23 protein-coding genes and 1 pseudogene are annotated in these 25,313 nt (G+C 43.9%); 2 read left to right on the forward strand and 22 right to left on the reverse strand.

The features are described from left to right. Positions 1–106 precede the first annotated feature (106 nt). Genes ACFQ21_RS20380 through ACFQ21_RS20430 form a run of 11 tightly spaced genes read right to left on the reverse strand, consistent with a single transcriptional unit; the run spans position 107 to position 11,417 of the window. The gene (locus tag ACFQ21_RS20380) at positions 107–2,371 is read right to left on the reverse strand and encodes a xanthine dehydrogenase family protein molybdopterin-binding subunit (RefSeq protein WP_377581884.1); all 2,265 of its coding nucleotides are present in this window, start codon (positions 2,369–2,371) and stop codon (positions 107–109) included. A gap of 35 nt (positions 2,372–2,406) precedes the next feature. Next, the gene (locus ACFQ21_RS20385) at positions 2,407–2,865 is read right to left on the reverse strand and encodes a (2Fe-2S)-binding protein (RefSeq protein WP_377581886.1); all 459 of its coding nucleotides are present in this window, start codon (positions 2,863–2,865) and stop codon (positions 2,407–2,409) included. Positions 2,866–2,900: 35 nt separating this feature from the next. After that, on the reverse strand, positions 2,901–4,514 hold the full coding sequence (locus tag ACFQ21_RS20390; RefSeq protein WP_377581889.1) for a carboxylesterase/lipase family protein: 1,614 nt from the start codon (positions 4,512–4,514) through the stop codon (positions 2,901–2,903). A gap of 18 nt (positions 4,515–4,532) precedes the next feature. Next, positions 4,533–5,435 (reverse strand): aldo/keto reductase, encoded by a 903-nt coding sequence (locus ACFQ21_RS20395; protein WP_377581892.1) that lies wholly within the window; start codon positions 5,433–5,435, stop codon positions 4,533–4,535. A 36-nt stretch (positions 5,436–5,471) separates the two neighbouring features. Beyond that, the gene (locus tag ACFQ21_RS20400; RefSeq protein WP_377581895.1) at positions 5,472–6,203 is read right to left on the reverse strand and encodes a carboxymuconolactone decarboxylase family protein; all 732 of its coding nucleotides are present in this window, start codon (positions 6,201–6,203) and stop codon (positions 5,472–5,474) included. Between the two features lie 20 nt (positions 6,204–6,223). Further along, positions 6,224–6,838 carry a flavodoxin family protein gene (locus tag ACFQ21_RS20405; protein WP_377581898.1) on the reverse strand — a complete coding sequence of 205 codons (615 nt, stop codon included), beginning with the start codon at positions 6,836–6,838 and terminating at the stop codon, positions 6,224–6,226. A 20-nt stretch (positions 6,839–6,858) separates the two neighbouring features. Next, positions 6,859–7,731 (reverse strand): DUF4440 domain-containing protein, encoded by an 873-nt coding sequence (locus ACFQ21_RS20410; RefSeq protein ID WP_377581900.1) that lies wholly within the window; start codon positions 7,729–7,731, stop codon positions 6,859–6,861. Positions 7,732–7,745: 14 nt separating this feature from the next. After that, a complete protein-coding gene (locus ACFQ21_RS20415; protein ID WP_377581903.1) occupies positions 7,746–8,840 on the reverse strand; it encodes an alpha/beta hydrolase in 1,095 nt (364 codons plus the stop codon). A 32-nt stretch (positions 8,841–8,872) separates the two neighbouring features. After that, positions 8,873–9,343 (reverse strand): cupin domain-containing protein, encoded by a 471-nt coding sequence (locus ACFQ21_RS20420; protein ID WP_377581906.1) that lies wholly within the window; start codon positions 9,341–9,343, stop codon positions 8,873–8,875. A 6-nt stretch (positions 9,344–9,349) separates the two neighbouring features. Further along, positions 9,350–10,423 carry an alpha/beta hydrolase gene (locus ACFQ21_RS20425; protein WP_377581908.1) on the reverse strand — a complete coding sequence of 358 codons (1,074 nt, stop codon included), beginning with the start codon at positions 10,421–10,423 and terminating at the stop codon, positions 9,350–9,352. A gap of 16 nt (positions 10,424–10,439) precedes the next feature. Next, the gene (locus ACFQ21_RS20430; protein WP_377581911.1) at positions 10,440–11,417 is read right to left on the reverse strand and encodes an aldo/keto reductase; all 978 of its coding nucleotides are present in this window, start codon (positions 11,415–11,417) and stop codon (positions 10,440–10,442) included. 157 nt (positions 11,418–11,574) lie between these two features. Between ACFQ21_RS20430 and ACFQ21_RS20435 the strand changes: the two genes are divergently transcribed. Then, positions 11,575–12,471 (forward strand): helix-turn-helix domain-containing protein, encoded by an 897-nt coding sequence (locus ACFQ21_RS20435; protein ID WP_377581913.1) that lies wholly within the window; start codon positions 11,575–11,577, stop codon positions 12,469–12,471. A gap of 396 nt (positions 12,472–12,867) precedes the next feature. On the opposite strand, the gene ACFQ21_RS20440 is transcribed toward ACFQ21_RS20435, so the two are convergent. The 11 genes and pseudogenes from ACFQ21_RS20440 to ACFQ21_RS20490 all read right to left on the reverse strand — a co-directional run bounded on the left by ACFQ21_RS20440 (position 12,868) and on the right by ACFQ21_RS20490 (position 24,266). Then, the gene (locus ACFQ21_RS20440; RefSeq protein ID WP_377581916.1) at positions 12,868–14,751 is read right to left on the reverse strand and encodes an efflux RND transporter permease subunit; all 1,884 of its coding nucleotides are present in this window, start codon (positions 14,749–14,751) and stop codon (positions 12,868–12,870) included. 2 nt (positions 14,752–14,753) lie between these two features. Continuing rightward, the gene (locus tag ACFQ21_RS20445) at positions 14,754–16,022 is read right to left on the reverse strand and encodes an efflux RND transporter permease subunit (protein WP_377581918.1); all 1,269 of its coding nucleotides are present in this window, start codon (positions 16,020–16,022) and stop codon (positions 14,754–14,756) included. 327 nt (positions 16,023–16,349) lie between these two features. After that, the gene (locus ACFQ21_RS20450; RefSeq protein WP_377581920.1) at positions 16,350–16,577 is read right to left on the reverse strand and encodes a hypothetical protein; all 228 of its coding nucleotides are present in this window, start codon (positions 16,575–16,577) and stop codon (positions 16,350–16,352) included. Further along, a complete protein-coding gene (locus tag ACFQ21_RS20455; protein ID WP_377582055.1) occupies positions 16,574–16,972 on the reverse strand; it encodes a cation transporting ATPase C-terminal domain-containing protein in 399 nt (132 codons plus the stop codon). Before ACFQ21_RS20455 ends, ACFQ21_RS20450 begins: the two co-directional genes overlap by 4 nt. A 175-nt stretch (positions 16,973–17,147) precedes the next feature. Further along, positions 17,148–18,098 (reverse strand): annotated as a pseudogene (locus tag ACFQ21_RS20460) (IS481 family transposase); the annotation flags it as partial. A gap of 83 nt (positions 18,099–18,181) precedes the next feature. Continuing rightward, positions 18,182–19,555: a tRNA uridine-5-carboxymethylaminomethyl(34) synthesis GTPase MnmE gene (gene mnmE / locus ACFQ21_RS20465; RefSeq protein ID WP_377581922.1), complete on the reverse strand. Its 1,374-nt coding sequence runs from the start codon at positions 19,553–19,555 to the stop codon at positions 18,182–18,184. Positions 19,556–19,611: 56 nt separating this feature from the next. After that, positions 19,612–20,490: a metal ABC transporter permease gene (locus ACFQ21_RS20470; RefSeq protein WP_377581925.1), complete on the reverse strand. Its 879-nt coding sequence runs from the start codon at positions 20,488–20,490 to the stop codon at positions 19,612–19,614. 25 nt (positions 20,491–20,515) lie between these two features. After that, positions 20,516–21,805, reverse strand: a complete 1,290-nt coding sequence (locus ACFQ21_RS20475) for a metal ABC transporter permease (protein WP_377581927.1) — start codon at positions 21,803–21,805, stop codon at positions 20,516–20,518. Beyond that, positions 21,802–22,614, reverse strand: a complete 813-nt coding sequence (locus tag ACFQ21_RS20480; protein WP_377581930.1) for a metal ABC transporter ATP-binding protein — start codon at positions 22,612–22,614, stop codon at positions 21,802–21,804. Before ACFQ21_RS20480 ends, ACFQ21_RS20475 begins: the two co-directional genes overlap by 4 nt. Positions 22,615–22,656: 42 nt before the next feature. Beyond that, positions 22,657–23,586, reverse strand: coding sequence for a metal ABC transporter solute-binding protein, Zn/Mn family (locus ACFQ21_RS20485; RefSeq protein WP_377581932.1), 930 nt, complete (start codon positions 23,584–23,586; stop codon positions 22,657–22,659). 23 nt (positions 23,587–23,609) lie between these two features. Then, entirely contained in the window at positions 23,610–24,266 is a 657-nt protein-coding gene (locus ACFQ21_RS20490) for a metal-dependent transcriptional regulator (protein WP_377581934.1), read from the reverse strand. 178 nt (positions 24,267–24,444) lie between these two features. Between ACFQ21_RS20490 and ACFQ21_RS20495 the strand changes: the two genes are divergently transcribed. Beyond that, positions 24,445–25,254, forward strand: a complete 810-nt coding sequence (locus ACFQ21_RS20495; RefSeq protein ID WP_377581937.1) for an energy transducer TonB — start codon at positions 24,445–24,447, stop codon at positions 25,252–25,254. Positions 25,255–25,313 lie beyond the last annotated feature (59 nt).

Raw genomic sequence — 25,313 nt, forward strand, 5'->3', positions numbered from 1 at the left:
GGTCAGTCGAAGTAAAGGCAGGTGCAAGAGGAGACTGTCAAAGTTAGCGGAGTAAAAGCAAAGAACTACAGCGCAAATCATCGCAGTCGATCTTTGCTTTTTGATATTACATCCGAGGCGAATTTATCTCAACATGTTTTCCAAACGGCTGATCATAGTAACGCTTCCCTGTCGCTTTATACAACGCATTAGCAACAGCAGCGAAGACTGGTGGAAAAGGAGGTTCGCCTAATCCGGTTGGGTCAGTATCACTTTTTACAAAACTGACATCAATCTTTTTAGGAGCTTCTTTGTGTCGGATCATTCTGTAGCGATTGAAATTGTTTTGTTCGGGAGCACCGTCTTTGTGGGTCAGGCCTCCATAGAGAGCATTTCCTATTCCATCAACAACAGCGCCTTGAACCATATTTACAGCAGCATCAGGATTTATCACCACGCCACAATCAATCGCACTAAAAACTTGTTCGACATACGGTTGGCCATCTTTTTTCACGACATCTACAACGTGCGCTGCATAAGAGTTATGGCAGAAATAAGCAGCAACTCCGCGACTGTATTTTTTGCTTTCAGAATTATTCCATCCTGATTTTTCTCTTACGAGCTTCAGAACACCTGCATATCGGTCTGCATCGTATTCGTTGTTCTTCCCAACAGGGTTTTCCTTGGCGCGCTTTAAAAGTTCAAGACGAAGATCTATTGGATCTTTCCCCATTGTCTCCGCTAACTCGTCTAAGAACGACTGCTCTGCTGCAGCATTGAAATTTGATCGAGGAGCTCGGAATGCTCCGATGGTTATGTTTGATGGTATTGCCCAACCTTCAGCGAGATAATTATCAACAGCACCAGCAGGAAAGCGATTTGCATGAATTGGATGTTCAGGTATTCCGCCACCTTTTACATGGAATGCAATCAGGTTCTTGTTAGCATCCAATGCTGCGCGATAAGTAGCCGTATACATTGGACGATAGATGCCGTAAGTCATATCGTCTTCGCGGCTGTAAACCAGTTTAATCGGAGCTTTCATCTTTCTCGAAATTAGCGCAGCCTCCGTCATGTAATGTCCATATGCTCGAAGACCAAAGCCTCCGCCCATACGCGTCATTTGAATTTCTATTTTATCGGCAGGCATATTTAACACTTTCGATAGAGTAGGTTCTATCCAACCTGGTGCCTGGTGCGGGCCAATGAATAACGCTTTTTCATCTGTAACATGAGCAAAGAAATTCATAGGCTCCATGCAGTTGTGTGCTAAAAACGGAGCGGTATATGTGCGTTCTAAAACTTGTGCTGCCTTGGCGAATGCTGTTTCGGGATCTCCGTCTCTGCGTAATTGTTGCGCGGGTTTCTTAGCGAATTCAACCATCTTTGCCAGCTGCGCGCTGGTAGTCTCAAGCTCAGCAGGAATAACGACTTCAGTTTTGCCTCTGAAACCTGCAACAGTTTCTTTCGATTCGGTGATCTGCTCCCAAGTGACTTTCAATTTTTTCCGGGCGCTCATTACTTCCCATGTCGTGTTTCCTACGACTACTAACAGGTCGTTAAAAGTCCGTGTATCAAAGCCGCCCTGTTCGAAACCATCTTCGTACAATTTTATGGTAAACACATCTTTAATACCGGGCATCTTCAAGGTTTCGGATGCATCGAAAGATTTAAGTTTCTTACCGAATGCCGGTGGATGTTCAATCATAGCAATAAGCATCCCGTCAACCTTGCTGTCTATTCCAAAAAGTGGTTTGCCAGTTACAATTTTTGAACCCTCTACATTTCGACTTGAGCTCCCCACAACGTTGAAACTCTTGACATCTTTTAGTTTTATCCCTTTCGGTATTGGATTAGCCGCAGCTTTCGATGCGAACTCGCCATATGTTCCCGACTTACCACTTTTTTCATGGTAGAGTAATCCAGCCTTTGTTGTTACCTCATCAACAGGCACGCTCCAAGTTTGCGCAGCTGCATCTCTCAACATTTGTCGTGCTGCTGCACCCGCCTCACGCAGAGGTTTCCAATACATCCTTACGGAATTGCTTCCTCCTGTAAACTGAGGCCCGAGCTTAACATTGTCATGTGGGCCCATTTCCACGATAACTTTTTTCCAATCCACGTCCAACTCTTCAGCGACAATCATCGGAAGCGATGTCATCACATTTTGTCCGAACTCAGGATTAGGGTTCAGTATCTTAATAATATTGTCGGGGGTTATTTTAATATATCCTGTTATCTCATTCCATTCATCTGCGACATTTTTCAGATCGATGTTCTCGGATGAAACCAATTTTCCCAATCCGCTAAAACTAATCATGAGGCCACCGCCTGCTAGCATTGACGATTTTAAAAATGATCGTCTGCTTTGTGATGTTTTAATCTTTTCCATTTTCACATTGTTAGATTATGGTGAGTCGATCAATTTTATCTTTGTGTATTCACTGATCTGATCGCATCTTTTATGCGCAGATAGGTACCGCACCGACAAATATTGCCTGACATCGCAGTCTCGATTTGCGCATCAGTCGGAGCTGGATTTGATTTTAACAGGGCAACAGCGGACATGATCTGTCCTGTTTGACAATAGCCGCACTGTGATACATCATGCTCTAACCACGCCTTCTGCACAGGGTGATCACCATTCTCCGAAAGACCTTCGATAGTCGTAATTTTTTTATTCGACACGGTTGATACAGGCACTGAACATGAGCGCACAGCATTTCCTTCAAGGTGAACAGTACATGCCCCGCATTGTGCGATACCACATCCGTACTTGGTACCCACGAGATTGAGGTGCTCACGAAGTACCCATAGGAGAGGAGTTTTCGGGTCAACGTCCACTACCTGCGATTTACCGTTAATGTTTAGGTTAATTGTCGCCATGGCTATTGTGTTTAATGTGTTTATAAGTTACGAAATCAAATGCCGCGTGCCTGGATTTTTTCCCGGTTCTTAAATGCCTTTTCAATGACGTCCAGTCTTGCTTTCCTTGGATCTGGTTTCGCTACAATTTTGCCATCCAAATCAATATCGAGTATTTCTTCTTTCTTAGTATCGTAGATTGGCCATACAGGTAAGCCAGATCCATTTGGATTTCCTGTCTTCGCGAAGTTCACCCAATATGTATTCATGATTCTGGCTAACTCTTTTTCTTCCGCGGTAGGTTCTGCAGGAGCTCCCCATCTTGCATTGAGCGTATTAAAGGCAAATGCGATATCAGATCCGTGACCTGCACCGTAACGGGCTCTTTCTCTCGCTGCAACCGGTACATAACCGAATTGAAACACGTAAGCTGGAGCGCGTTTCTTGGTGAATGCTCTGGCAGTCATGCGTGCTGGTTCGGCCCACACCCAATCTGTGTTGAACATCGTCTGGACTTCTGCGAACTCTTTGTTCCCATTAGGATCGTATGCGGGTTTCGCTTCAGCTTCATTCTCTCCAAAGAGAGAAAACAGTGCCTCTTTCGTTGTCGCAGTGCTAACAAATGCCCCACCAATTTCAGCACTACAATTACCGATCATCAGCGGAACACTCGGAAACCTTCCTGCATTGTATGCACTTTCCGAAGTTTCCACTACTAGCTTTCCATCGAGAATTGGACCTGAATAGGTTCTGACGCCAGTGCTATCGTTTTCCTGTCCGCCATCTACAATTTGTTGTACGCTCAATGCACGAAGTTTAGCTAACGCATCCGCATCGGTACTTTGAATCTTGTGTCTGCGCGCAAAATTTGTCCCGATTGTTTCTGCTGAAAGTGTGTAAAGCGGATCGGCATTATCCGTATTGATCGGCCTACCCGTTAGGACGCCATCGCGTCCGCCACTTGAATGACCAATTGCTTTATGAAAAAGACCTTTTGCTGCGGGAATAGTCAAGAGTGAATGAACGGCGACTCCCCCAGCTGAAAAACCAAAAATGGTCACGTTGTTAGGATCGCCTCCGAAGGCAGCAATGTTTTCCTTAACCCACTTAAGCGCAGCAATCTGATCCATAAAAGCATAGCTGCCTTTATATTCATCTGGATTTTCTTTGCTTAAAGCAGGAAAAGCAAAATGTCCAAGTCGTCCCAGTCTGTAGTTAATTGTTACGAGGATAACCCCTTGTTTTGCAAAAGCTTTTCCAGACGCGCCAGGACCGGAACCACTACCACCAGTGAATCCACCGCCATGAATCCAAAACATCACAGGTAATTTCGATTTCTTTTCAATGGAAGATGGTGCCCATACATTTAAAAACAGACAATCTTCAGACTGTACGGATGTAGAACCCGGCCAGGCACGTTGCGGGCAATCAGCACAGTCTTTGGTTGCATCACGAACGTCTTTCCATGGAGTTACCGGTTGAGGCGGTCGCCAACGGTTTGCACCAACGGGAGGTGCTGCGTAGGGAATCCCTTTGAAGTATGATACGTCTTCTTCAGTGCCTCCACGCACAACTCCTGATTTTGTGCGTACTTCTGGGCCAGCGGTTTGCTGTGCATATGAGGTGGTAATGAAAAACAGTGCGGTAATTCCGATGAATAGTTTTTTCATTTTATGGTTTGTTGGTAGTTACTGTAAGTCAAGTTTTCTGCTAGCTAGCCATTTGATAATTGCAGGATCGCGATGATCAAAGAATGCGCTGGTCTTTAGATCAAGGCGTTCAATCATCTCGATATCTTCAATACTGAGTTGAAAGTCGAAGACGTTGAAATTCTCCTCCATTCTTTCCTTACGCACAGATTTTGGAATTGCAACAATTCCGCGTTGTGTGAGCCAGCGGAGAACAACCTGTGCGATAGACTTGTTGTATTTCTTACCAATTGATGATAGTGTCTCATTTATAAAAATATCGTTCTTACCTTCTGCAAATGGGCCCCACGATTGATGTTGAATTCCATTCTCCTGCAAGAATTTTTGTGCCTCAATTTGCTGGTGGAATGGGTGGGTTTCAATCTGATTTACTGCTGGAACAATCTCATTGAATGAAATAAGATCCATCACTCTATCAGGCTGGAAATTACTTACCCCAATGGCGCGTACTTTCCCCTGTCGATTAAGTTCTTCCATTGCTCGCCATGACCCGTGAACATCACCATATGGCTGATGAATCAAGTACAGGTCGAGATAGTCAAGTTGAAGTTTCTTTAATGAGCGTTCGAACGCCTTTTTTGTTGCATCATGTCCTGCGTCTTGAATCCAAAGCTTTGTTGTGATGAACAGTTCTTCGCGAGGCACTGAGCTTTTTTTAATCGCGTTACCAACAGCTTCTTCATTCATATATGCTGCTGCTGTATCAATCAACCGATACCCAGTTTCTATAGCGTCAAAAACACTTCGCTCACATTCCTTTGGGTCTGGTACCTGAAATACCCCAAAGCCCAGAATTGGCATCTCAACCCCGTTATTCAGTTTCACGGTAGACGTTGTGGATCTATCAGCCAATGAGTTCAAATTTTCACTATTCTTTTTCATCTCGTTTCCTTAATCATTCCTAACTATTGTGTCTCGCTATCGAGACGACATTTCTGAAAATACTTTCCTGGCAGCATCAGCATCTGCCTTGCTAACTGATTTTTCAATCAATGCACACACCTCTTCGATTTGATTTTTACTAATGCCTTGCTTGAGCGTTAAGCCAAGATGTGAGCTGAGCATAGGTTCAACTCCTTTACCTAGCGCTATTAATACAGATATGGTTGTCAACTCACGCTCAGCATAGGTCAAGAGGTCACGCGAGAAAAGGTCTGCGAACAGATGCTCCTTCAAGAATCTGTCGATCTCAGGACTGAACGCTCCATAACCCGATGTTGGTTTTTCAATTGGGCCATCCGTGGACCGTCCTCCAAGCCTGGCTAGGTTTTTCCATCCAGTCTCATATTTGCTTGTATCATTTACGGGAGTTGCTTCTCTTCCGACATTGTCATTGATTCCTTTGGCTTTCCTCTCATCAAGGGCTGCGATTAATGTGTTAAGCCCTTGTATACTTCTTGGAAAACCGCAATAAGCATATGTATGAAGGAAAACTTCTTTGCACTCGTTTATAGTCATTCCGGCATCTAAACTCTTGTTGATGGCAACCTTAAGCTTTTCCAGATCACCTTTGGCAGTAAAGGCTGCCATTTGCACAATGCCCTTCTGTTTATCTGAAAGTGTTTTTATTGCCGGCTGATCTTGTGCTTGTCCCGCTTGATATACCAGCATTGAAAGTATCGCTATCAGATATGTTCTAAATTTTCTCATTGCAGATCGGCTTGATTGTGCTATTTGATGATCTTGATCTTTTCCAACCACTTTTCAATCCCAAGCCGTGCTTCCTTTTCCTTTTCGCCTTCCATCACGAAAAGAATTCCATCTCTTTCGACTCCACCTTTGACAGAGAATCCTTCAACGACCTGGCTATTTCGACATAACTCTTTTACAGTGCTGAAGGTGCTTCCAATGCCGTAGCCACCATTCGTGTTAAAAGGAACAACTGTTTTTCCCCTGAGGTCATACTGTTTCAGAAAGCTTTTCATAGGCGGGGGTAACTGCATACCCCACGTTGGAAAACCCACAAACACAACAGCATAGTTTTGAATGTTGTCGATTTTGGTTTTCAATGGTGGGAGAAACCCGGTTTCATTTTCTTTGGCCACCTGTGCCACTGTAGTCTTGTAGTCATCAGGATACGGATTTACCAACTCCAATGCGACAAGATCTCCTCCAACCTTTTCATGAATGATCTTGGCAATCGCTTTCGTATTGTTAGTACGTGATAAGTAAACAATAAGAACTTTGCCCGACCTATTGGCGACATCACGCTTTGGTTCCGTAGCGCTGTCCTGCGAGGAACAGCCGATGGTGATGAAAGCAAAGATTATTGTAAGCAGCTTCAAAGTGTTGTATTTAATCCGGATTACTTTTTAGGTTGATCACTTCCCGGCCCCATTGTTTTGGTAAAGGACAATGATCCCATTTTCCACTTTCCATTTTCCATTGTATACACTTCTGTTACAATGAAAGGATTTGTCACTTCGTTTCCGCCTACGACTGCAAGTAGCGTGATGCTATTTAGTACGATTGCCGTGTTGCCAATGATCTGCACTGACGCTTCATGCACATCGGCTTTTTTGTAATGAATACCTCCGCTTTTGATTACGTCAAGTTCTTGTTGTTTTCCCCAGGAGCCGCCCATGTGGACGAAGACAGATTTGTCATCAAAAAGATCTTTTAGCTTGTCAATATTTTTGTCTGCCATCCATGTCCACTTGTCCTTTGAAAGTGCAAGCACATCCTTCTCTTGACTATTTGAGTATGATGTACCCTTTGAAGCAGTGGATGAGCCTGAACCGTACTCTTCATCAGTCACTCTTTTTAACCAAACCGTTTTGCCATTTTGGGTGGGAGAGGTCGCTATGTACGTTACCCCGTTTTCAGGTGTAGCACCATGCCAATGCTCAACACCGGGCTGGCATTTAACTACATCACCTTTGCGTACTGTTTGTTTTGACTTTCCTTTTTCCTGATAGTATCCAACGCCTTGCGTAATGAGCAGAATTTGCCCACCTGGATGACTGTGCCAATCGAGTCTGGCGCCAGGGTCGAACGTGGCGACAGAAGTACTATATGTGAAGACCTGATCTGCCGGGCTTAATTCATTCAACCATACATTTCCTACATGGTGGACATTTGCTGCTTTTTCTCCTTTAGGAAAAATATCGCCATCCTGTGCGATACCATTAAAGGTTATACAGCATAGTAAAAGCGTGATATAAAATATGTGTTTCATAATCTTGATTAGTTTTATTTATCGAGTCCTTTATCTTTTAGCCAATTCGACATAAGTCCTGCTATTTCCACGTTGTTTAAGTCAGAAAATGGAAAATGCGTGTTGCCTTTTATACCGATTTCAGGAAGGTGAACAACCGTAACATCACCACCGAGTTTGTTTACTGTTTCGGCCCATCGTTTAGCCATCGTGAGAGCTGCACGCCATTGTTCCTGGCCTGGATTTTCAACAGGCTGCGATGGGATATTATCACCGTAGTAAATTACAATTGGGATTTTGGTTAGCTTCATGAAATCTGCCATGGGAACACCAACTGCCCTAAGACTTCCACCCGCATACGTGATCGTTTCCGGTACTTGTCCTTCCGGGAATAAAAAATTACTTGCGGGCTCATAAGACACAATTGCTTTTATATTCTTGTTTTTAACTGCTGTCATCCAACCTTGGCCACCACTGTGCGAATGTGTAACAAGAATTCCTTCTCCTATTTTGTCGAACAATGCAGATACTGCCTTTGTATTTACTTCAATATCGATGGGCCCAATGTTTGGAGTCATCTGCCGGAAATACTGATTAAGTGCTTCAGGATCTTTTGAGAATTGGACACCAGGGTAAAACTCATTGCCAACACCTAAACGGAATATTCCGAACCACAATTGATCTTCTGGCGCTGCAGCGATTGTTCCACCTACAGTTCCGCGCGCAGCACGACCACGTCTGGGTTGATCAATGAGATAAACTGGAAAGCGTTGTCGCAGAAATATGTTTTGATATCCTTCGCGACCATCAGGAGTTGTCTCCCATGTTTTTGAAAATTGTCCGTAACCATGCCACATCACCAACGGAAGTTTCCTCGCTTTATCAGGAATCTGATAAAACACATAGGCATGGTCTCCATGCAATGTTTGACCTTCTGAGCTTTGGTTTGCAGGATTGAATGCTCCATGTTTGATCGGGTCAAATGTTCCTGGCGCGGTAACGACAGATCCTCCCACAGCGAAACTGCCTTGATCCTGTATAACGATTGCTTGTTTCTTTTGAGCGTCAACAGAGAATGAGGACAATATTATTGTTGCAAGTACTACTAGTGTATATCTGTTATACTTCATATTGATTATAGTTTGAGCCTCAGTAGCTCGAATTACTTTTTATATTCTGCGTCTGTGACTTCACTCAGCCAAACAGTATCGCCTAGATGACGATTTGTAATCGCGACATGAGAAAATACACTCTCTGGACTCGCTCCATGCCAGTGCGGTACATTTGCAGGGCATTTAATTACATCACCTTTGTGAAGTATCTTTTTTTCCTGGCCTTCCTCCTGGTAATATCCAACGCCATACATCACTAAAAGAATTTGACCTCCAGGGTGCTTATGCCATTTGGTGTGGGCACCAGCTTCAAATGTGACATTTCCTACAGAGATAGGATTGAGGCTATCTGCTTCCATCAGAGGTTGGAGATAAGCAGTTCCCTGAAAGTTGCTACTATTGATCTTGTTTCCTTTTGGAAAAGTGCTGTTCGTGTCAGATGATTCAACACCGCGCTGTTGAGCGCACGATGAAAGAATTGCGACACAAAGTATAACCATAGTAAGAATGCTTTTTTTCATGGTGGATTACTTTGCCGTTTCAGACTCAAAATTCTTATTGAAGAAATCTGTCAGTTTATTGATCGCCTTGTCCACATATTCTTTCTTCCAATAACTTTGTATATGTGTTCCGCCTTCAAGAATAAAAAGCTCCTTGCTCTTGGCATTCGTTGCTTTGCTGAATGCATCATCTGTCATATATTTTGTATCGGCCTTGCTTCCCGCAATCATCAAAAGAGGCTGAGTCAATAAATCCATATTTGTAGTTGCATCCCAAGTCATCAAATCCAACAAGCTGCTCATGGTATACAAAAAAGTTGAGTTTGGATGCGCATGCGTCCTGTAGTAATACTGATATCCCTCTCGATATAGATCAGTTGGAGTTTTTGCTATTTCTTCGTCTGTAATACTGGCCACCCCTGCGTAAATAATTTCACCACCCGCTGCTTGTTGTGCACGTGCCTCTGATGCTTTCTTCAAGCGCTCCTGAATTGTGGCTATCTGTGAATTTTGAAATCCATTACGCCTTACTTCTCCTGAGTTGAACATGCTCAACGTTGAGACTGCCTTAAACCTCTTGTCCGACTGCGCAGCTTTAAGTGTATAGCCACCACCACCACAAATCCCGAGCACACCAAGACGGTTCGCGTCAACACCTGCATAACCCGTAATGAAATCAGCCATACCGCGTATGTCGTCAATGCGGAAGGCAGGCTTGTCGGTATGTCGCGGTTCTCCACCGCTTGCACCTTGGTAGGCTGCATCCGCGGCGATTGTTATGAAGCCTGATTCGGCCAAACGCTGAGCATAAAGTCCAGAAGCCTGCTCTTTTACACCACCGTTTGGATGAGCCACTACTATTGCCCCATATTTTTTCGTTGGGTCATAATTGGCAGGAGTGTAAACATTCGCAGCGATATCAATTCCGTTAAGTTTATAACTCACTGGATGTATATTCACTTTACCTTTGACATTCTCTGTAATCGCTCCCTCATACACCAAGGTGTACGGGTTTTGTTTCGGATTATTTTGATTCGTTTGAGCAGCGATCGTGTTGATACTTGCTGTAATTGCTAGTGTCATTATTATTAAATACCTCATTTTTTCTTCTTTAAGTTTAACGATCAACTCTTGACTGCAAATGTTGTGGATATCGCGCGCCCTGAATTTCAATCTGTGAGAATGCGCGTTCGATTTCATCCAAATCGTCATTTGACAATGTGAGTTGTCCGGCTTTCAGGTTTTCCTCCAAACGATGAATTTTTGTTGTGCCAGGAATCGGTACGATCCATGGTTTTTGTGCGAGCACCCAGGCAAGTGCAACCTGCGCTGATGAAGAGTTCTTCTTCTTTGCAAACTCAGCTACTTTGTCGACAACAACCTGATTTGCTTTTCGATTGTCCTCGTTAAAGCGTGGTACTATGTTTCGAAAATCTGTTTTATCAAATTGTGTGTTAGAGTTAATTGCTCCCGTAAGGAAGCCTTTGCCAAGGGGACTGAATGGAACAAAACCAATTCCCAGTTCTTCAATGGTTGGGAAAATTTCGTGTTCAGGTTCTCTCCACCACAGTGAATATTCACTTTGAAGAGCTGCCACTGGGAGAATTGCATGTGCTCTGCGAATACTTTGGACTCCGGCTTCGGATAAACCGAAATACTTTACTTTTCCTTCGGCTATGAGTTCTTTCACAGTCCCAGCCACATCCTCGATAGGAACATTAGGATCAACACGGTGCTGATAAAATAAATCGATCCTGTCTGTCTTCAGCCTTTTTAATGACGCCTCGGCAACCGCTCTGATATTTTCAGGTCTGCTATCCAAACCTGCTGTGGAGTTGCCACCTTTGAAACCGAATTTCGTTGCCAACACTACTTCATCGCGGAATGATTGAACTGCTTCGCCCAGCAGTTCCTCGTTAGTAAATGGTCCATAAGCTTCAGCTGAATCAAAGAAATTTACACCAAGCTCATACGCCCTTCTAATCAACCTTATTCCTTCTTGCTTGTCAGTTGCAGGCCCGTATCCAAAACTTAAGCCCATACAGCCAAGACCGATTGCCGATACTTCCAAGCCGCTTTTCCCTAGTTGCCTCATGCCATTGCGATTTTTTACGCTACAAAGGTGTTATAATGCCAGGCCAGGGGACTTATACGGATTACTGGTTTACCTACCAATTTTACTGATTAGTGCCTGCCGGTGTCGAAAAGGGCTTTACAACACGTAATTTTGATTAGAAAAATGAAAGCCGGCTATGGAAGAGATTTTGAAATTTGATACAGTCAGCCAGTACAATGCCTTCAACAGGAACGAAACCCTGCATCCGCTTGTAAGCGTTGTTGATCTTTCAAAAGCGGCCCCAAGGCAGCTGAGAAAAATGAGCTATGGATTTTATGTTGTATTCCTCAAAGAGATTAAATGTGGTGATCTGAAGTACGGTATCAGTAACTACGACTATGAAGAGGGCACACTTGTCTTTTTAGCTCCTGGGCAGGTAATCGGTTCACACGGTGACGAGTTTTACCAGCCTCAAGGCCGAGCGTTGATATTTCATGCCGACTTTATTCACGGCACCTCTCTCGGACGTCACATGAATGACTACTCGTTCTTTTCATATACAACAAACGAAGCGCTTCACTTGTCAGAGCGTGAAAGACAAATCATTTTGGATTGTTTTTCAAAAATTCAATTTGAATTAGAACACGGAGTTGATAAGTATAGCAAGACGCTCATTGCATCAAACATTGAATTATTTTTAAACTACTGTGTTCGTTTTTACGATCGCCAGTTCATTACTCGTGACAACGTTAATAAAGGAATACTGGAGCGATTTGAGACACTCCTCAATGAATTCTTTGCATCCGACAAACCACAGGAAGTTGGATTGCCATCGGTCGCATACTGTGCGAATGAACTGAATCTCTCCGCTAATTATTTTGGCGACCTTATTAAAAAAGAAACCGGTAAGTCAGCGAACGAATACATTCACTTGAAACTTATCGATGCAGCGAAGTCGAAGATCTTCGATGGAGATAAGTCAGTTAGTGAAATTGCTTATGAGCTTGGATTTAAATATCCGCAGCATTTTACAAGGGTATTTAAGCAACATACGGGCGTGACCCCACAGGAGTACAGGAGCTCCATGAATTAAATGGTGTTATTCGGGTAGATATTTGATTACAAACTACTTGCCGATACAAAATGTGCCCTTCAACGATCGTCAGTACTTTGCGTTCTGTGAGTTACAAAATGGTAACAAGAATTTACCTAAATATACCTCAACATCTCTAAACATCCCTAAAGAAATTTTAACCTCCTCTTAAGGGTAGGAAAAGTAAGGGGTACACCAGAGAGTGTTTACAATTGATTCTTATACGATGAAGGCAATTGCTTTGCAACAGTATCCGATCAATGTTTTGAATTCGTGGGGATTGGAGAATAGATCACGGATTCCAAATTTGGAAGCGATAGCCGAGTTCTTGCAGATCAGGTTTAATATGAAAAGTGATATGACAAACGAGGGTAATCCGTTGAGTGATCTATAAATTTAATCCTCAAGTAGTTTGTGATCTAAGGTACCTCTTTTGCACAATTCCCGCTCTCTGACGTAAGCATATATCACTGGAAGCACAATTAGCACAAACAGCGTTGACGTCAACAATCCAAACACAAAGGGAATAGTAATCGGTTTCATCACATCGCTTCCAGTTCCGGTAGCGATGAGTACCGGCATTAATCCGATGACGTCCACAAGCACAGTCATGAGTTTGGGACGAAGGCGTTGAACAGCACCTTCGTACACTGCGTCTTCGATGATCTCGTTTGTAACCTTGCCGGATGTATGATTTTTTATTTTGAAGTAGAGAGAGTTGTTCAGGTAGACCAGCATTAATACGCCAGTCTCGACTGCGATACCAAACAATGCGATAAAGCCAACTGCCACGGCAACCGAAAAATTGACATCAAAGAAATGCAAGGAGTATGCTCCGCCAACCAGTGCGACAGGAATACTACTTAGCACGATCAGTACTTCTCTCATATTATTGAAAGTGAAGTACAGCACCGCAAGTATAATTATCAGAACTATGGGGATGATCACCATCAACCTGTCCTGTGCCCGAACTTGATTTTCGTACTGACCGCTCCAATCCAGATAGTAACCCTTTGGTAAGTTCTTCACAGCTTTCTCCAGGCGTTCCTTTGCATCTGAAACTGTGCTTCCCATGTCTCTGCCTCTGACGTTGAAAAGAAGAGTACCCCGGAGCATCGCGTTCTCTGAATTAATCATTGGCGGCCCTTCAGTAACACTAACTTCTGCGACAGCTGATAATGGAATAGGACCGAGGTTGTTTGTCTGTACCTGCAGATTCTTGATTTGATTAATTGTATTACGGTAGTCCTGTGCGAACCGCACATTTACAGGAAAGCGCTGACGAGCTTCTATAGTTGTTGTTGCGTTCATTCCGCCCAGTGCAGTTTCAATGAACATATTGATATCATCCACGGTCAATTCATATCGGCCTATTTCTTCCTTTCGAATCTTTATGTCAATGTATTTCCCGCCCACAATTGGTTCAACATACAGGTCAGCAACTCCCTCAAGGCCTTCGAGCTGTTTTTTAAATTCATGGGCTAGTATGTTGATTGAATCAAGACTCTGGCCATAGATCTTGATCCCAACATCCGTCCTGATCCCGGTTGACAGCATGTTGATTCGGTTAATGATTGGCTGAGTGTAACTGTTGATCACTCCCGGGATAGCCAGTTTACTGTTTAACTCGCGGATGATATCGTCCTTTGTAATTCCGTCACGCCATTCTCGCTGAGGCTTGAGTATGATTATTGTTTCAATCATGCTGATGGGAGCGTTATCTGTTGCAGTGTTTGCACGACCTGCCTTTCCCAAAACATTTTCAACCTCGGGTATTGACTTGATTATCCTGTCCTGTACTTGAAGTAGACGTTTTGCTTCGTTGTTCGAAATATCCGGCAACGTGACTGGCATGAATAACAGTGAGCCTTCATCCAATGACGGCATGAATTCCGTTCCAAGTTTGATAACGAGTGGAACACTTCCAAGCACCAAAGCAAGCGCGAGCCCGAGGGTAACCTTTTTCCATTTCAGACACCATTTTATGATCGGTCCATAGATCCGCGTAAGGAATTTACTTATAGGATGTTTGCTTTCAGGCCTGACTTTTCCTTTTAGGAATAAGGCCATCAAAACCGGGACTAGCATGATTGCGACCAATGCCGAACCGATCATTGCAAATGTCTTCGTCCATACAAGAGGAGAGAAGAGTTTGTGTTCCTGACCCGTTAAAAAAAGAATCGGACTAAACGAGATGAGCGTAACGAGAATAGAGCTCACCACAGCTTTGCCAATCAACTGCGAGGACTTTTCAATCTTATCTATTCGCGTCTCTTCCATTGTCAATTTGTTTCAGCTTCGCCACCAATTGTCTTCATTGCATTCTCCACCATTACAATTCCTGCATCGACCAAATCGCCTACCGCCAGTGCCACGCCAGCCAGCGACATTATATTGGAAGTAATTCCAAACCACTTCATCAGTATGAAGGCAAAAAGAACGGATACAGGTATTGTGATCACGACTATCAGTGCGCTCCTGACGTGTAATAAAAAAATGAACAGCACGATAGCAACTACAATGATTTCTTCAGTCACCGCTTCTTTCAAAGTATCAATGGTAGCATTGATCAGGTCAGAGCGGTCATAGGCGGGTTTAATATTTATTCCTTCCGGGAGACCTTTTTTGATGTCTTCGATTTTGGTCTTGACACGGTCTATAACCTCTTTTGCATTTTCGCCATAGCGCATAATCACTATTCCGCCTACCTTTTCGCCTTCACCATTTTCATCAACGATTCCTAAGCGTAAGTCGCCTCCCATCTGAACGGTGCCGATGTCCCTTATTCGTATCGGTGTTGTGTTGACCGTTTTAAGTGGGATGTTTTCAATTTCATCTATATTTTTGAGGTAGCCAGTGGTTTTAATAATGTATCCGATGTCAGACAATTCAAACTTTCGACCTCCGACTTCATTGTTGTTCTCTTTGATTTTGTTTACAACGTCCATCAAGGCTATTCCATGGTAACGAAGCTTCATCGGATCAACCACAACCTGATATTGTTTCTGATATCCTCCGAAGGAAGCGACTTCACTTACACCTTCGACTGTTTGAAGGCCGAACCGCACATACCAATCTTGCAAGGCTCGTAGCTCTCCAAGATCATATCCTGGAGCATCAAGGGTGTACCAGTAGACATGGCCAAGGCCCGTTCCATCCGGGCCGAGGGTAGGCGTTACATTTGAAGGAAGTAGTCTTGTTGCATAGTTCAACCGTTCCAACACGCGAGCACGCGCCCAGTATATATCCGCATTGTCTTCGAAAATGATAAAGACGAAACTCATTCCAAACATGGAAGCGCCACGAATATTCTTCACTTTCGGAATACCCTGTAAGTTCGATGTTAACGGGTACGTGATTTGATCTTCTATGATCTGAGGATTCCTTCCCATCCACTCAGTATATATGATGACCTGATTTTCTGACAGGTCTGGGATTGCATCGACAGGTGTGTTGTAAACAGAATAAATCCCGTAGACGATCATGATGGAATACATGATTATCACCATCCATTTGCTTTTGATCGACCAGCTTATCAGTTTCTTAATCATGATTTCTGTGATCTTATGAGTAAGACAAACATTGTTGTTACTACGTTGCTATATCGAAACTGACTGAATGTTCATCTGTTGTTCCAATCTTTTCTTCGCATCGCCAAGCATCTGACGTAAAACATCAACGGCAATACCAGTCTGCTAAGAAGAAGCAGAGTATTTTATTAAAAAGGCCTGCAGGTTTTTCATAAGTAATTGATAATTCTGCTTCTGTTTTTTCTCCTTGTTGCTTCACTTGGAGAATCATGCGATACCACGAATATATTATTAGTTTGGTCGGACCGATCGTTTCCCAGACCTTCTCCTTTCCTTCAACCCATTTAGTTACTGCAACTGTGAAGTCCATTGGGATGCCATCATCTTCCCAGTCCAACGATAACGCGACCCTATTCCTGTTCTGTTAGTGGTTAAAAATTCAAGATCCAATTTGCTTCCCATCATCATTCCTGACGATTCTGTCATGTGCATTCCGGTAACGCCAAGATCATCTATTGTTTTGAATACTTGCTGCGATGACGCAGGGAAGATTTCTTTTCGTGATAGAGTTCTCATGGCTCATTGTTTATGATGTTGAACACTTTAGCAAGTTGGTTGATGATAAGACCCGCGAAACTGAATGTGATAATTATTGTCCAATCAAAAATTGTAAGCGGGAACAATGAGAGCGCTTGGCTTACAGGAGTTATTTCGTAACATCCTATTAGAATAGCAACGCATACAAGGATTGAATACCATACGTATTTGTTTCGAGTGATTTCAGATTTGAATATGGTTGTTCCTCTTGCATTCATGTTCAATACGTGTAGCAATTGAGATCCGATCAGTGTGAAGAATAAGATGTTGTTGCAGAGTTCAGGATTCCATCCTTCTTCCTTGTGAAGGAGGAAGTGACTTGTCGTGACCGCGCCAAGCCCGGCAGCACTGATCACAATCGAGTAAAATATTATCTGTAATAGTTAAGACTTGATCTGACAGTTGAGCTAGGCTGGCGTTCCTTCCTCACAGGCAAAGGTAGCCACCGCTCCCAAGAAGTCAAGGGCTTCGCGAGTGGCCACGCAAAGGCTTTCGCACAGCCGAAGCCACCCTTGACTTCTTTTATGAGGAAGTAATGCGAGAGTATACTCATGCCGATTGACAGTTGCTATCAATCATTTTAGTAGTGGCTAGTTCTTTAGAGGCGACAAAGGTTTCCCAAGGTGTTCTTCCAAAGCAGTGCTTTCCTGAATACGTTCTCTGTTCATTATACTCTTCAATCCATTGGTCGAGATCCTTCTGTAATGACTCTAACGACTCGTACAGCTTCTTTCGAAAAGCTATAGCATAAAACTCATCTTGTATAGTTCTATGAAAGCGTTCGCAAATGCCATTACCCTGCGGGCTCTTGACTTTTGTTTTAGAGTGTTCAATATTTTCGATCTGCAGATATAGTTCATATTCATGGTACTCTGCTTTACCACAATATTCTGTGCCACGATCGGTTAATATTCGCAGCAATGGAATTTGTTGCTCCTGGAAGAATGGCACCACTTTATCGTTAAGCATATCGGCTGCTGTGATAGCATTCTTGCGATCATATAGTTTAGCGAAAGCTACCTTTGAATAGGTGTCGATAAAGGTCTGCTGATAGATTCTGCCAACACCTTTAATGTTGCCCACATAATATGTTATCCTGAACTCCAAGATACACAGGATGTTCAGTCTCAATTTCACCAGAAGCTTCACGTTTCTCTCGCTTCCTTTCCATAGCAATCATTTGTGCCTCGGTAAGAATAAGTCCTTCTTGAGCCACTTTAGCTTCGAGAGCAGCTAAGCGTTTGGAAAATGTTTCCATATCATGACGCTGCCATACACAACGAACGCCACAAGGAGATATAAATATACCACGCTTGCGTAGCTAATTTGATGCACGAACTTGACCGAGTGCCGGCTGTTCGGTTGCTAGTAAAACAACGGCTTCCTCTACATGAAGCTCAACTCGATTTTTTGGAATGGCTTTTTTCCGACTTACTTCTTTAAGGGCGAGCTCCCCTCCGGTATCAAACTGTCGCGTGAATATCCCATCATACGACATGCACTTCTAAGTTAACCCAACTGTCAGATTAAGTCGAAACTACTTCAATTAAATAGTGTTATTCGTGTAGATATTTGATTACAAACTACTTGCCGATACAAAACTTCGAGAATATATTATCCAGCAGATCATCGGTAGTGATGGTACCGGTTATTTCACCGAGATAGTGTAGGGATTGGCGGATGTCCATTGCGAGAAAATCACCAGTCACTCCGTTGTACATACTTTCGAGGACACGGTCGAGTGCATCGTTGGTTTGTAGCAGGTTTTGATAGTGACGAAGGTTTGTTACCAGTACATCGCCTGCCTTTACGGTCTTCACCTGGAACGAAGCGAGTATCTTGTCTTTAAGCTCCACTATATTTGTTTTGTGCGATGCACTGATAAAAATGAAGTCGTGCTTTTTCAGTTCTTCCACAAGGGAAGCGTCTGCTTTATCTACTTTATTGCCGACTTTAATATAGGGTATACCTAATGATGCCAAGTGTTCTTCTTCGTTGATGATTTCGGCTAATGTAGTTTGTGTGAGATCGAACAGGTATATAATCAGCGAAGCTTTCTTCATGCGATCGCGCGTGCGTTCTACACCAATTGCTTCGATAACATCCTGGGTTTCGCGAAGACCAGCGGTGTCAATGAAACGAAAATTTATACCTCCCAATACCATTTCATCTTCAATAACATCGCGCGTTGTTCCCGGTATATCGGATACGATTGCCTTCTCTTCGTTCAGTAATGTATTTAGTAACGTAGATTTACCAGCATTTGGTTTACCCGCTATAACGGTAGGTACACCATTCTTGATAACGTTGCCTTCATCGAACGACTGTATCAACGGAAGTAAATATGCCTGTATACGCTTAATGAGTTTTTTCAGATCGTCACGTTTGGCAAACTCAACATCTTCTTCACCAAAGTCGAGTTCGAGTTCGATGAGCGAAGCGAAGTGTATAAGCTCTTCACGAAGAATGCTGATCTCTTTTGAAAAACCACCGCGCATCTGGTTGAGCGCTGCCTGTCGCGCATTATCCGTTTCCGCATTGATGAGATCCGCGACCGCTTCGGCCTGCGCGAGATCAAATCGTCCGTGGAGAAAAGCACGCTTGGTAAATTCACCGGGTTCTGCCAAACGCGCCCCGTTCTTCAGCAATACTTTGATAATCTCTTTTACAATAACCGGTGAGCCGTGACACGATATCTCGGTACTGTTTTCTTTAGTAAAAGAGTTAGGAGCTTTAAATATAGTAACGAGTACTTCGTCAATGGTTTTTGCTCCATCGTGCAGTAATCCGAAATGAACGGTATGCGAAGGCTGCTCCAGGAGATTCTTGCCCTTAAATACTTTTTGTGTAATGGCTATAGCATCTTCTCCGGAAAGTCTGATCACCGCGATAGCAGATAAACCTTGTGCAGTAGCCAATGCTACAATAGTATCGTTCAACAAAATGTTAGCAGACATGTGGGCAAAAATAGACGTGTGTTCGGGTGATATAAAAGTTTACCAATAGAATTTGTTTAAGAATCTGCTGCAGCTGTTCGACTGAACTTTTTCGTAAAGATCCCATGGGTAGGAGAGAATAACATCGCTATGATAAAGATAATTCCCGCCATCATGGCAATTGCTCCGGCAATGGAACCGTCCAGCCACACGGCTATATAGTAACCGGTAACCGATGCTGCAACGCCTGCGATACACGCGAATACCAGCATCCACTTCAAATTGTCGGTAAGGAGATAGGCCGTAGCTGCAGGAGCGATGAGCAGGGCAACCACCAGGATGGCCCCGACTGATTCAAACGAAGCCACTGTTGTTGCAGAGACAGCGCCCATCAACAAGTAGTGCCACAATGTTGTAGATATACCTATGGCAGTTGCATACGCAGGATCGAATGTAGTAAGAAATAATTCTTTATATCCGAACACGATGAACAGTATAATGGCCGTGAGTATAATGCCCATGATATAGAGCGCACGCGGCCCTATACTTTGATTGCCGATGATGAGTGTGTCCAGCGGCACGTAGGCAATTTCTCCGTAGAGTACACAATCCTGGTCGAGATCCACTTTTCCGGCAAAGAGTGATATCAATACAACGCCTATGGCAAATAGCCATGTAAAGGTTACACCGATAGATGCATCCGTCTGCAGGCGTGCTTTCTTATGGAGGAACTCGATGAGAAATGTAGTCAGGATACCGATCAGGCCGGCACCGATCAACATCGTCATGGAATCGCGCGAGCCGGAGATAAGGAACGCAATTACAATACCCGGCAAAACAGCGTGCGATATAGCATCGCCAACCATAGCCATTTTGCGGAGTATGAGGTAACACCCCAGTAATGCGCAACTGCTGGCTACGAGCGATGCGGTGATAATTATATACAGGTCGTTCATAACACTATGTAGTATAGTATATATATCATGAATAAGGTATCTCTGATTTATGCGGATCTACTTTTGGATAGTTCAGCAGTTTTTCCAGTTCTGCTTCGAGCTCCGGTGTCAGCAAGTGTTCAATGGTGTCGGCATCATCGTGTACGTGATCGGGGGCAATGTTCAAATGCGTGGTGAGGTATAATTCCCACAAGCGGTGAATTCTTACTACCCGTTGACCGCGATTTTTGCCTTCTTCGGTAAGCGACCAGTGTTTGCCGGTTCGCTCCACGTATCCCTGGCGCTCGAGCCGTTTCAATATTTTGCCAAGTATTTCCAGTGAAAACTTTCTCCTGCGAATGATCTCTTCAGCACTGCGCTGAATGAAAAAGTTTCTGCTCTCTTCGCTCAGCTGGTATAGCGTCTTCAAAACGTTCTCATCATTTATAGTTCTGCGAATATTACGTTGGCGCAGCAACCGGTTTATAACACCGCGTTTGGGGGCAAAGAAGAACGATATAAAGGCTACTGTTGAAATGACGATCACAATCCACGGGCCGGTTGGCATGGCAGGAGCGATGTACGATATATAGGCACCGCTCAATCCGCTGAAAGCACCAAATATACTGGCCAGTGTAATCATGACGCTGATCTTGTTCGTCCAGAAGCGTGCCGCGGCAGCCGGTGTAATGAGTATAGCAGCCATCAGCACTACGCCAACAGCTTGTATACCGATAACAACAGCAAGTACAATAAGCGATGTAAGCGTAAGTTCAATGCCGCGTACCGGCAGTCCGATAGCTTTTGCATAATCTTTATCGAACGCGAGTAATGCAAATTCCTTGAACAACAGAAACACCGCGATGAGTAAAAGTACCGCCACGGTGCCGAATACAAACAGATCTTGTCCTACCAAGGCGGCTGCTTTTCCAAATAGAAAGTGATCGAGACCAGATTGTGCTGCGTTACCGGATTTCTGAATGACGGTGAGCATTAATATACCTATACCAAAGAAAACCGATAAGACAAGTCCTATAGCGGTGTCTTCCTTGATACGAGTATGGCGTGTAATATACTCGACACCGATAAGCGATATCCAGCCGGTAACAAATGCACCGGCAATGAGGTATGCCGGGTTCTTGGTGCCGGAAAGCATGAATCCCAGGCATATACCCGGCAGCACGGCATGCGCTATTGCATCCCCTACCAGTGATTTTTTATGCAGGAAGGTAAATGTCCCCACGATCGCTGAACTTGCCGTGAGCAATACCGAACCTATCACTACAAACCGGATGTTGGGATCGGCAAACGAGAAGAAGTCAAGGAGTGAATTCATATAGTCTTCGGTTGCTTGATAACACCTTCGCGGTTGGGAAAATGCTCTCTGCGAATCAGGTCTCCTACATCGGAGAGCAATGTGAGTTTACCTCCGTAGGTTTCCTGCAGGTTCTGCTGTGTGAACGTTGTTGCTGTAGGACCGCACGCAATGAGTCGCGTGTTCAGCAGCAGCACCCAGTCAAAGTATTGTGTTACCGACTGCAGATCATGGTGAACCACGATAACTGTTTTCTTGGCTTCCGTCATGGTGCGCAGTAAGCTGATAATGGCTTTCTCGGTAGCAGCATCTACTCCCGCGAACGGTTCGTCCATAAAGTATATATCGGCCTGTTGTGCGAGTGCACGTGCAAGGAATGTACGCTGCTGTTGTCCTCCGGATAATTGTGATATCTGCCGGTTGATATAGGCTTCCATACCAACTTTCTTCAGGCAATCCAACGCTACATCATAGTCCGCTTTGCGCGGTCGTCTGAATAATCCTAATTTACCATAGCGACCCATCAACACTACGTCCAGTACAGACGCAGGGAAGTCCCAGTCTACGGATTCCCGCTGCGGCACGTAACTTATTTTTTTTCGTACTTCGTCAATAGGATGATCGAACAGTTTTACATAGCCACTGCTCAACGGTAACAAACCCATTACCGCTTTTATGAGCGTAGATTTACCGGCTCCATTCGGACCGATAATCCCCACCAGTTTTCCTTCCGGTAATTTAAGGTCTATATTCCACAGCACGGGCTTTCGATCAAACGCCACAGTCAGGTCGTGTACTTCCAGTGCAGGTGTTATTATCTCCTCGTTCATACGTGTTCAGTTAAAGTATACATATAGTATAGATGAGGCGTGTTATTTCAACGCTTCTGAAATTGTTTTTACATTGGCGCTTACCATGCCTACATAGGTTCCTTCCGGTGTTCCGGCATTTCCCATAGCATCCGAAAATAAGCTTCCGCCAATTTTTACATCCCAGCCTTTTTCGCGGCAGCCTTCCACCACGGCTTCGATCGACTTCTGCGATACCGAGGTCTCTACAAATATAGCTTTGATCTTGCGCGAGATGATGAAGTTCACCAGGTCGGTTACGTCTTTCACTCCGAACTCAGACATAGTAGATATACCTTGCAATCCTTTTACTTCAATATGATAGGCATCGCCAAAATATCCGAAGGCATCGTGGGCTGTTATCAATACGCGTTGTTGCTGTGGAATCCCGGAAACTTTTATTTTTACAGCTTCGTGAAGCGAATCCAGTTGTTTGATATAGGCATCGCGATGTGAAGTATAGAACGCTGCATTGGCCGCATCCTGTTTTTCCAGTGTCTTGCAGACGGTGCGCACCGCATTCTCCCACAGCTTTACATCAAACCAGATATGCGGATCGTGTGTACCCTGAAAGCCCGGTACTGCACGCAGTAAACTATCGGGTATATCCGATGCTACGGCTATTACAGGTTTAGTGTGTCCTAATTTCTCAAGCACTTCACCCATTTTTCCTTCGAGGTGCAAACCGTTATAGAAGACTATATCTGCGTTTGTAAGTTTTTCAACATCACCTTGTGTGGCTTTATACAAGTGCGGGTCTACGCCCGGACCCATCAGCGCAATAACTTCAGCGTGATCGCCTGCTACGTGTTCAATGGCATCTTTAATCATGCCGGTGGTGGCAACGATAACCAGTTTGTCATGTTTCGCAGCAGATTCTTTACTGCCGCAGCCTGTTAACAATAATCCTATACTTACCAGTGCAACCTGCAGGTATAGGAGGGGAGAATTCATTGGATAAACTCTATATTTCATAATTATTCAGTTACTAACAGATTTTGCGCAGCCTCGCGCGATATAAATACTTTCTTCTTGCTATCGATCATGATCTCCAGTGAACCATCGAACTCCACTTTATCGAGTATTGATACGCTGGCACCTATATATACTCCTATTTTACTGAGGTATTGCAGGAAGGAGGGAGAGCCATGTTTCACAGATCGTACTATAATTTTCTTTTTACCCGAACATTCGGATAGTGGTATCTGGCGTACTTCTACAATCTTTCCGCTTTTGTCCGGTATAGGATGCCCGTGCGGATCTACTGTTGGAAACTCCAGGAATTCATCGAGCTTCTCGATCAGTAAAGATGATTGTATATGTTCAAGCTGCTCGGCTACATCGTGTACTTCATCCCACGAGAACTGAAGTTTCTGTACCAGGAAAGTTTCCCACAGGCGATGCTTGCGTACCACCATCAATGCTTCATGTCGTCCCTGCTTGGTAATCTTTACACCATAATACTTTTCGTAGGCTATCAGATTTTTATTCGAAAGCTTTTTGATCATGTCGGTTACAGATGCAGCCTTCGTGTTCATGGTCTCAGCAATCTCACTGGTCAATACGGCTTTCGTGCCACTGTCTGACAAGTGATAAATAGCTTTCAGGTAATTTTCTTCGGTATAACTGAGCATACTATAGCTTTAACTGGCAATCAAAAATAAAAATTTAGATTAGTCTAAAAAAATATTTAGGATAATTTTTAATCTGGGAGATGGTTTTGGCCGGAAAAAATATTTAAAGATTCCTGTGACGATCTGCCGTCCATGGCATTTTAAAGTCAAATAAATCTTAAACTAAACCGCCTATATTATGAAAACAGAAACTTTAGCAGCCAAAGACTGGGATGATCTGGTGTTTGAAAACCGTCATAAGGAGTATGGAGCCTACGAGGTACGCAAAGCATATTCCGGTAATCTTGTAGCCGGTTTTTCGGTTAGTATGGGAATTGCTTTGCTGGCGTTTATTATACCTATATTATTTTTCCTAATAAGAGGAGATGTTGCAGGGCCTATTAAGGATCTTCCTCCGCTGGGTGACATAATAGAAATTGTACAGCCTCCGTCTATTGAACTGCCTAAAATTCAGCCACCGCCATCAGCTCCGGCACAGCAGGTGCAAACTACAGCACTAACTCCAGTTGTTACAACTGCACAAGTAGAACCTGTAGATATAGCACCGAATGATCAGATGGTAGTAGGTAATACAACCGATCCCGTTGTAGGCACGCCTGGAGAAGGAACAGCTACCGGTACCGGTTCAGGAACAGTACCGACAGCCGTACCTGCTGTTGTAGCACCGCCTCAAGTTCTGGATATAGCTGAAGTAATGCCTGCCTTTGAAGGAGGACTGGAAGAGATGTATAAATTCATCAGGAAGAAAATACATTATCCGGCAGCTTCCAGACGAATTGGTGTTGAAGGAACGGTATATGTATCATTCGTTGTAAACCGCGAAGGTAAAGTTGTAGATGTAAAAACGATAAGAGGTATAAGTCCCGATTGCGATAAAGAAGCCGAGCGCGTGGTCTCTATGTTGCCGAACTGGTCGCCTGGTATGCAGAACCACAATCCTGTATCCGTGCGCATGACGGTTCCAATAAAATTCCAACTCGATAAGTAATTGATAGACGTATAGTGCCAGATCGCCTGTAAACAGGGCGATCTGATCTCCTAACCATA

Origin of the sequence: Ohtaekwangia kribbensis (assembly GCF_042676245.1) — a bacterium.
GTDB lineage: Bacteria > Bacteroidota > Bacteroidia > Cytophagales > Cyclobacteriaceae > Ohtaekwangia > Ohtaekwangia kribbensis.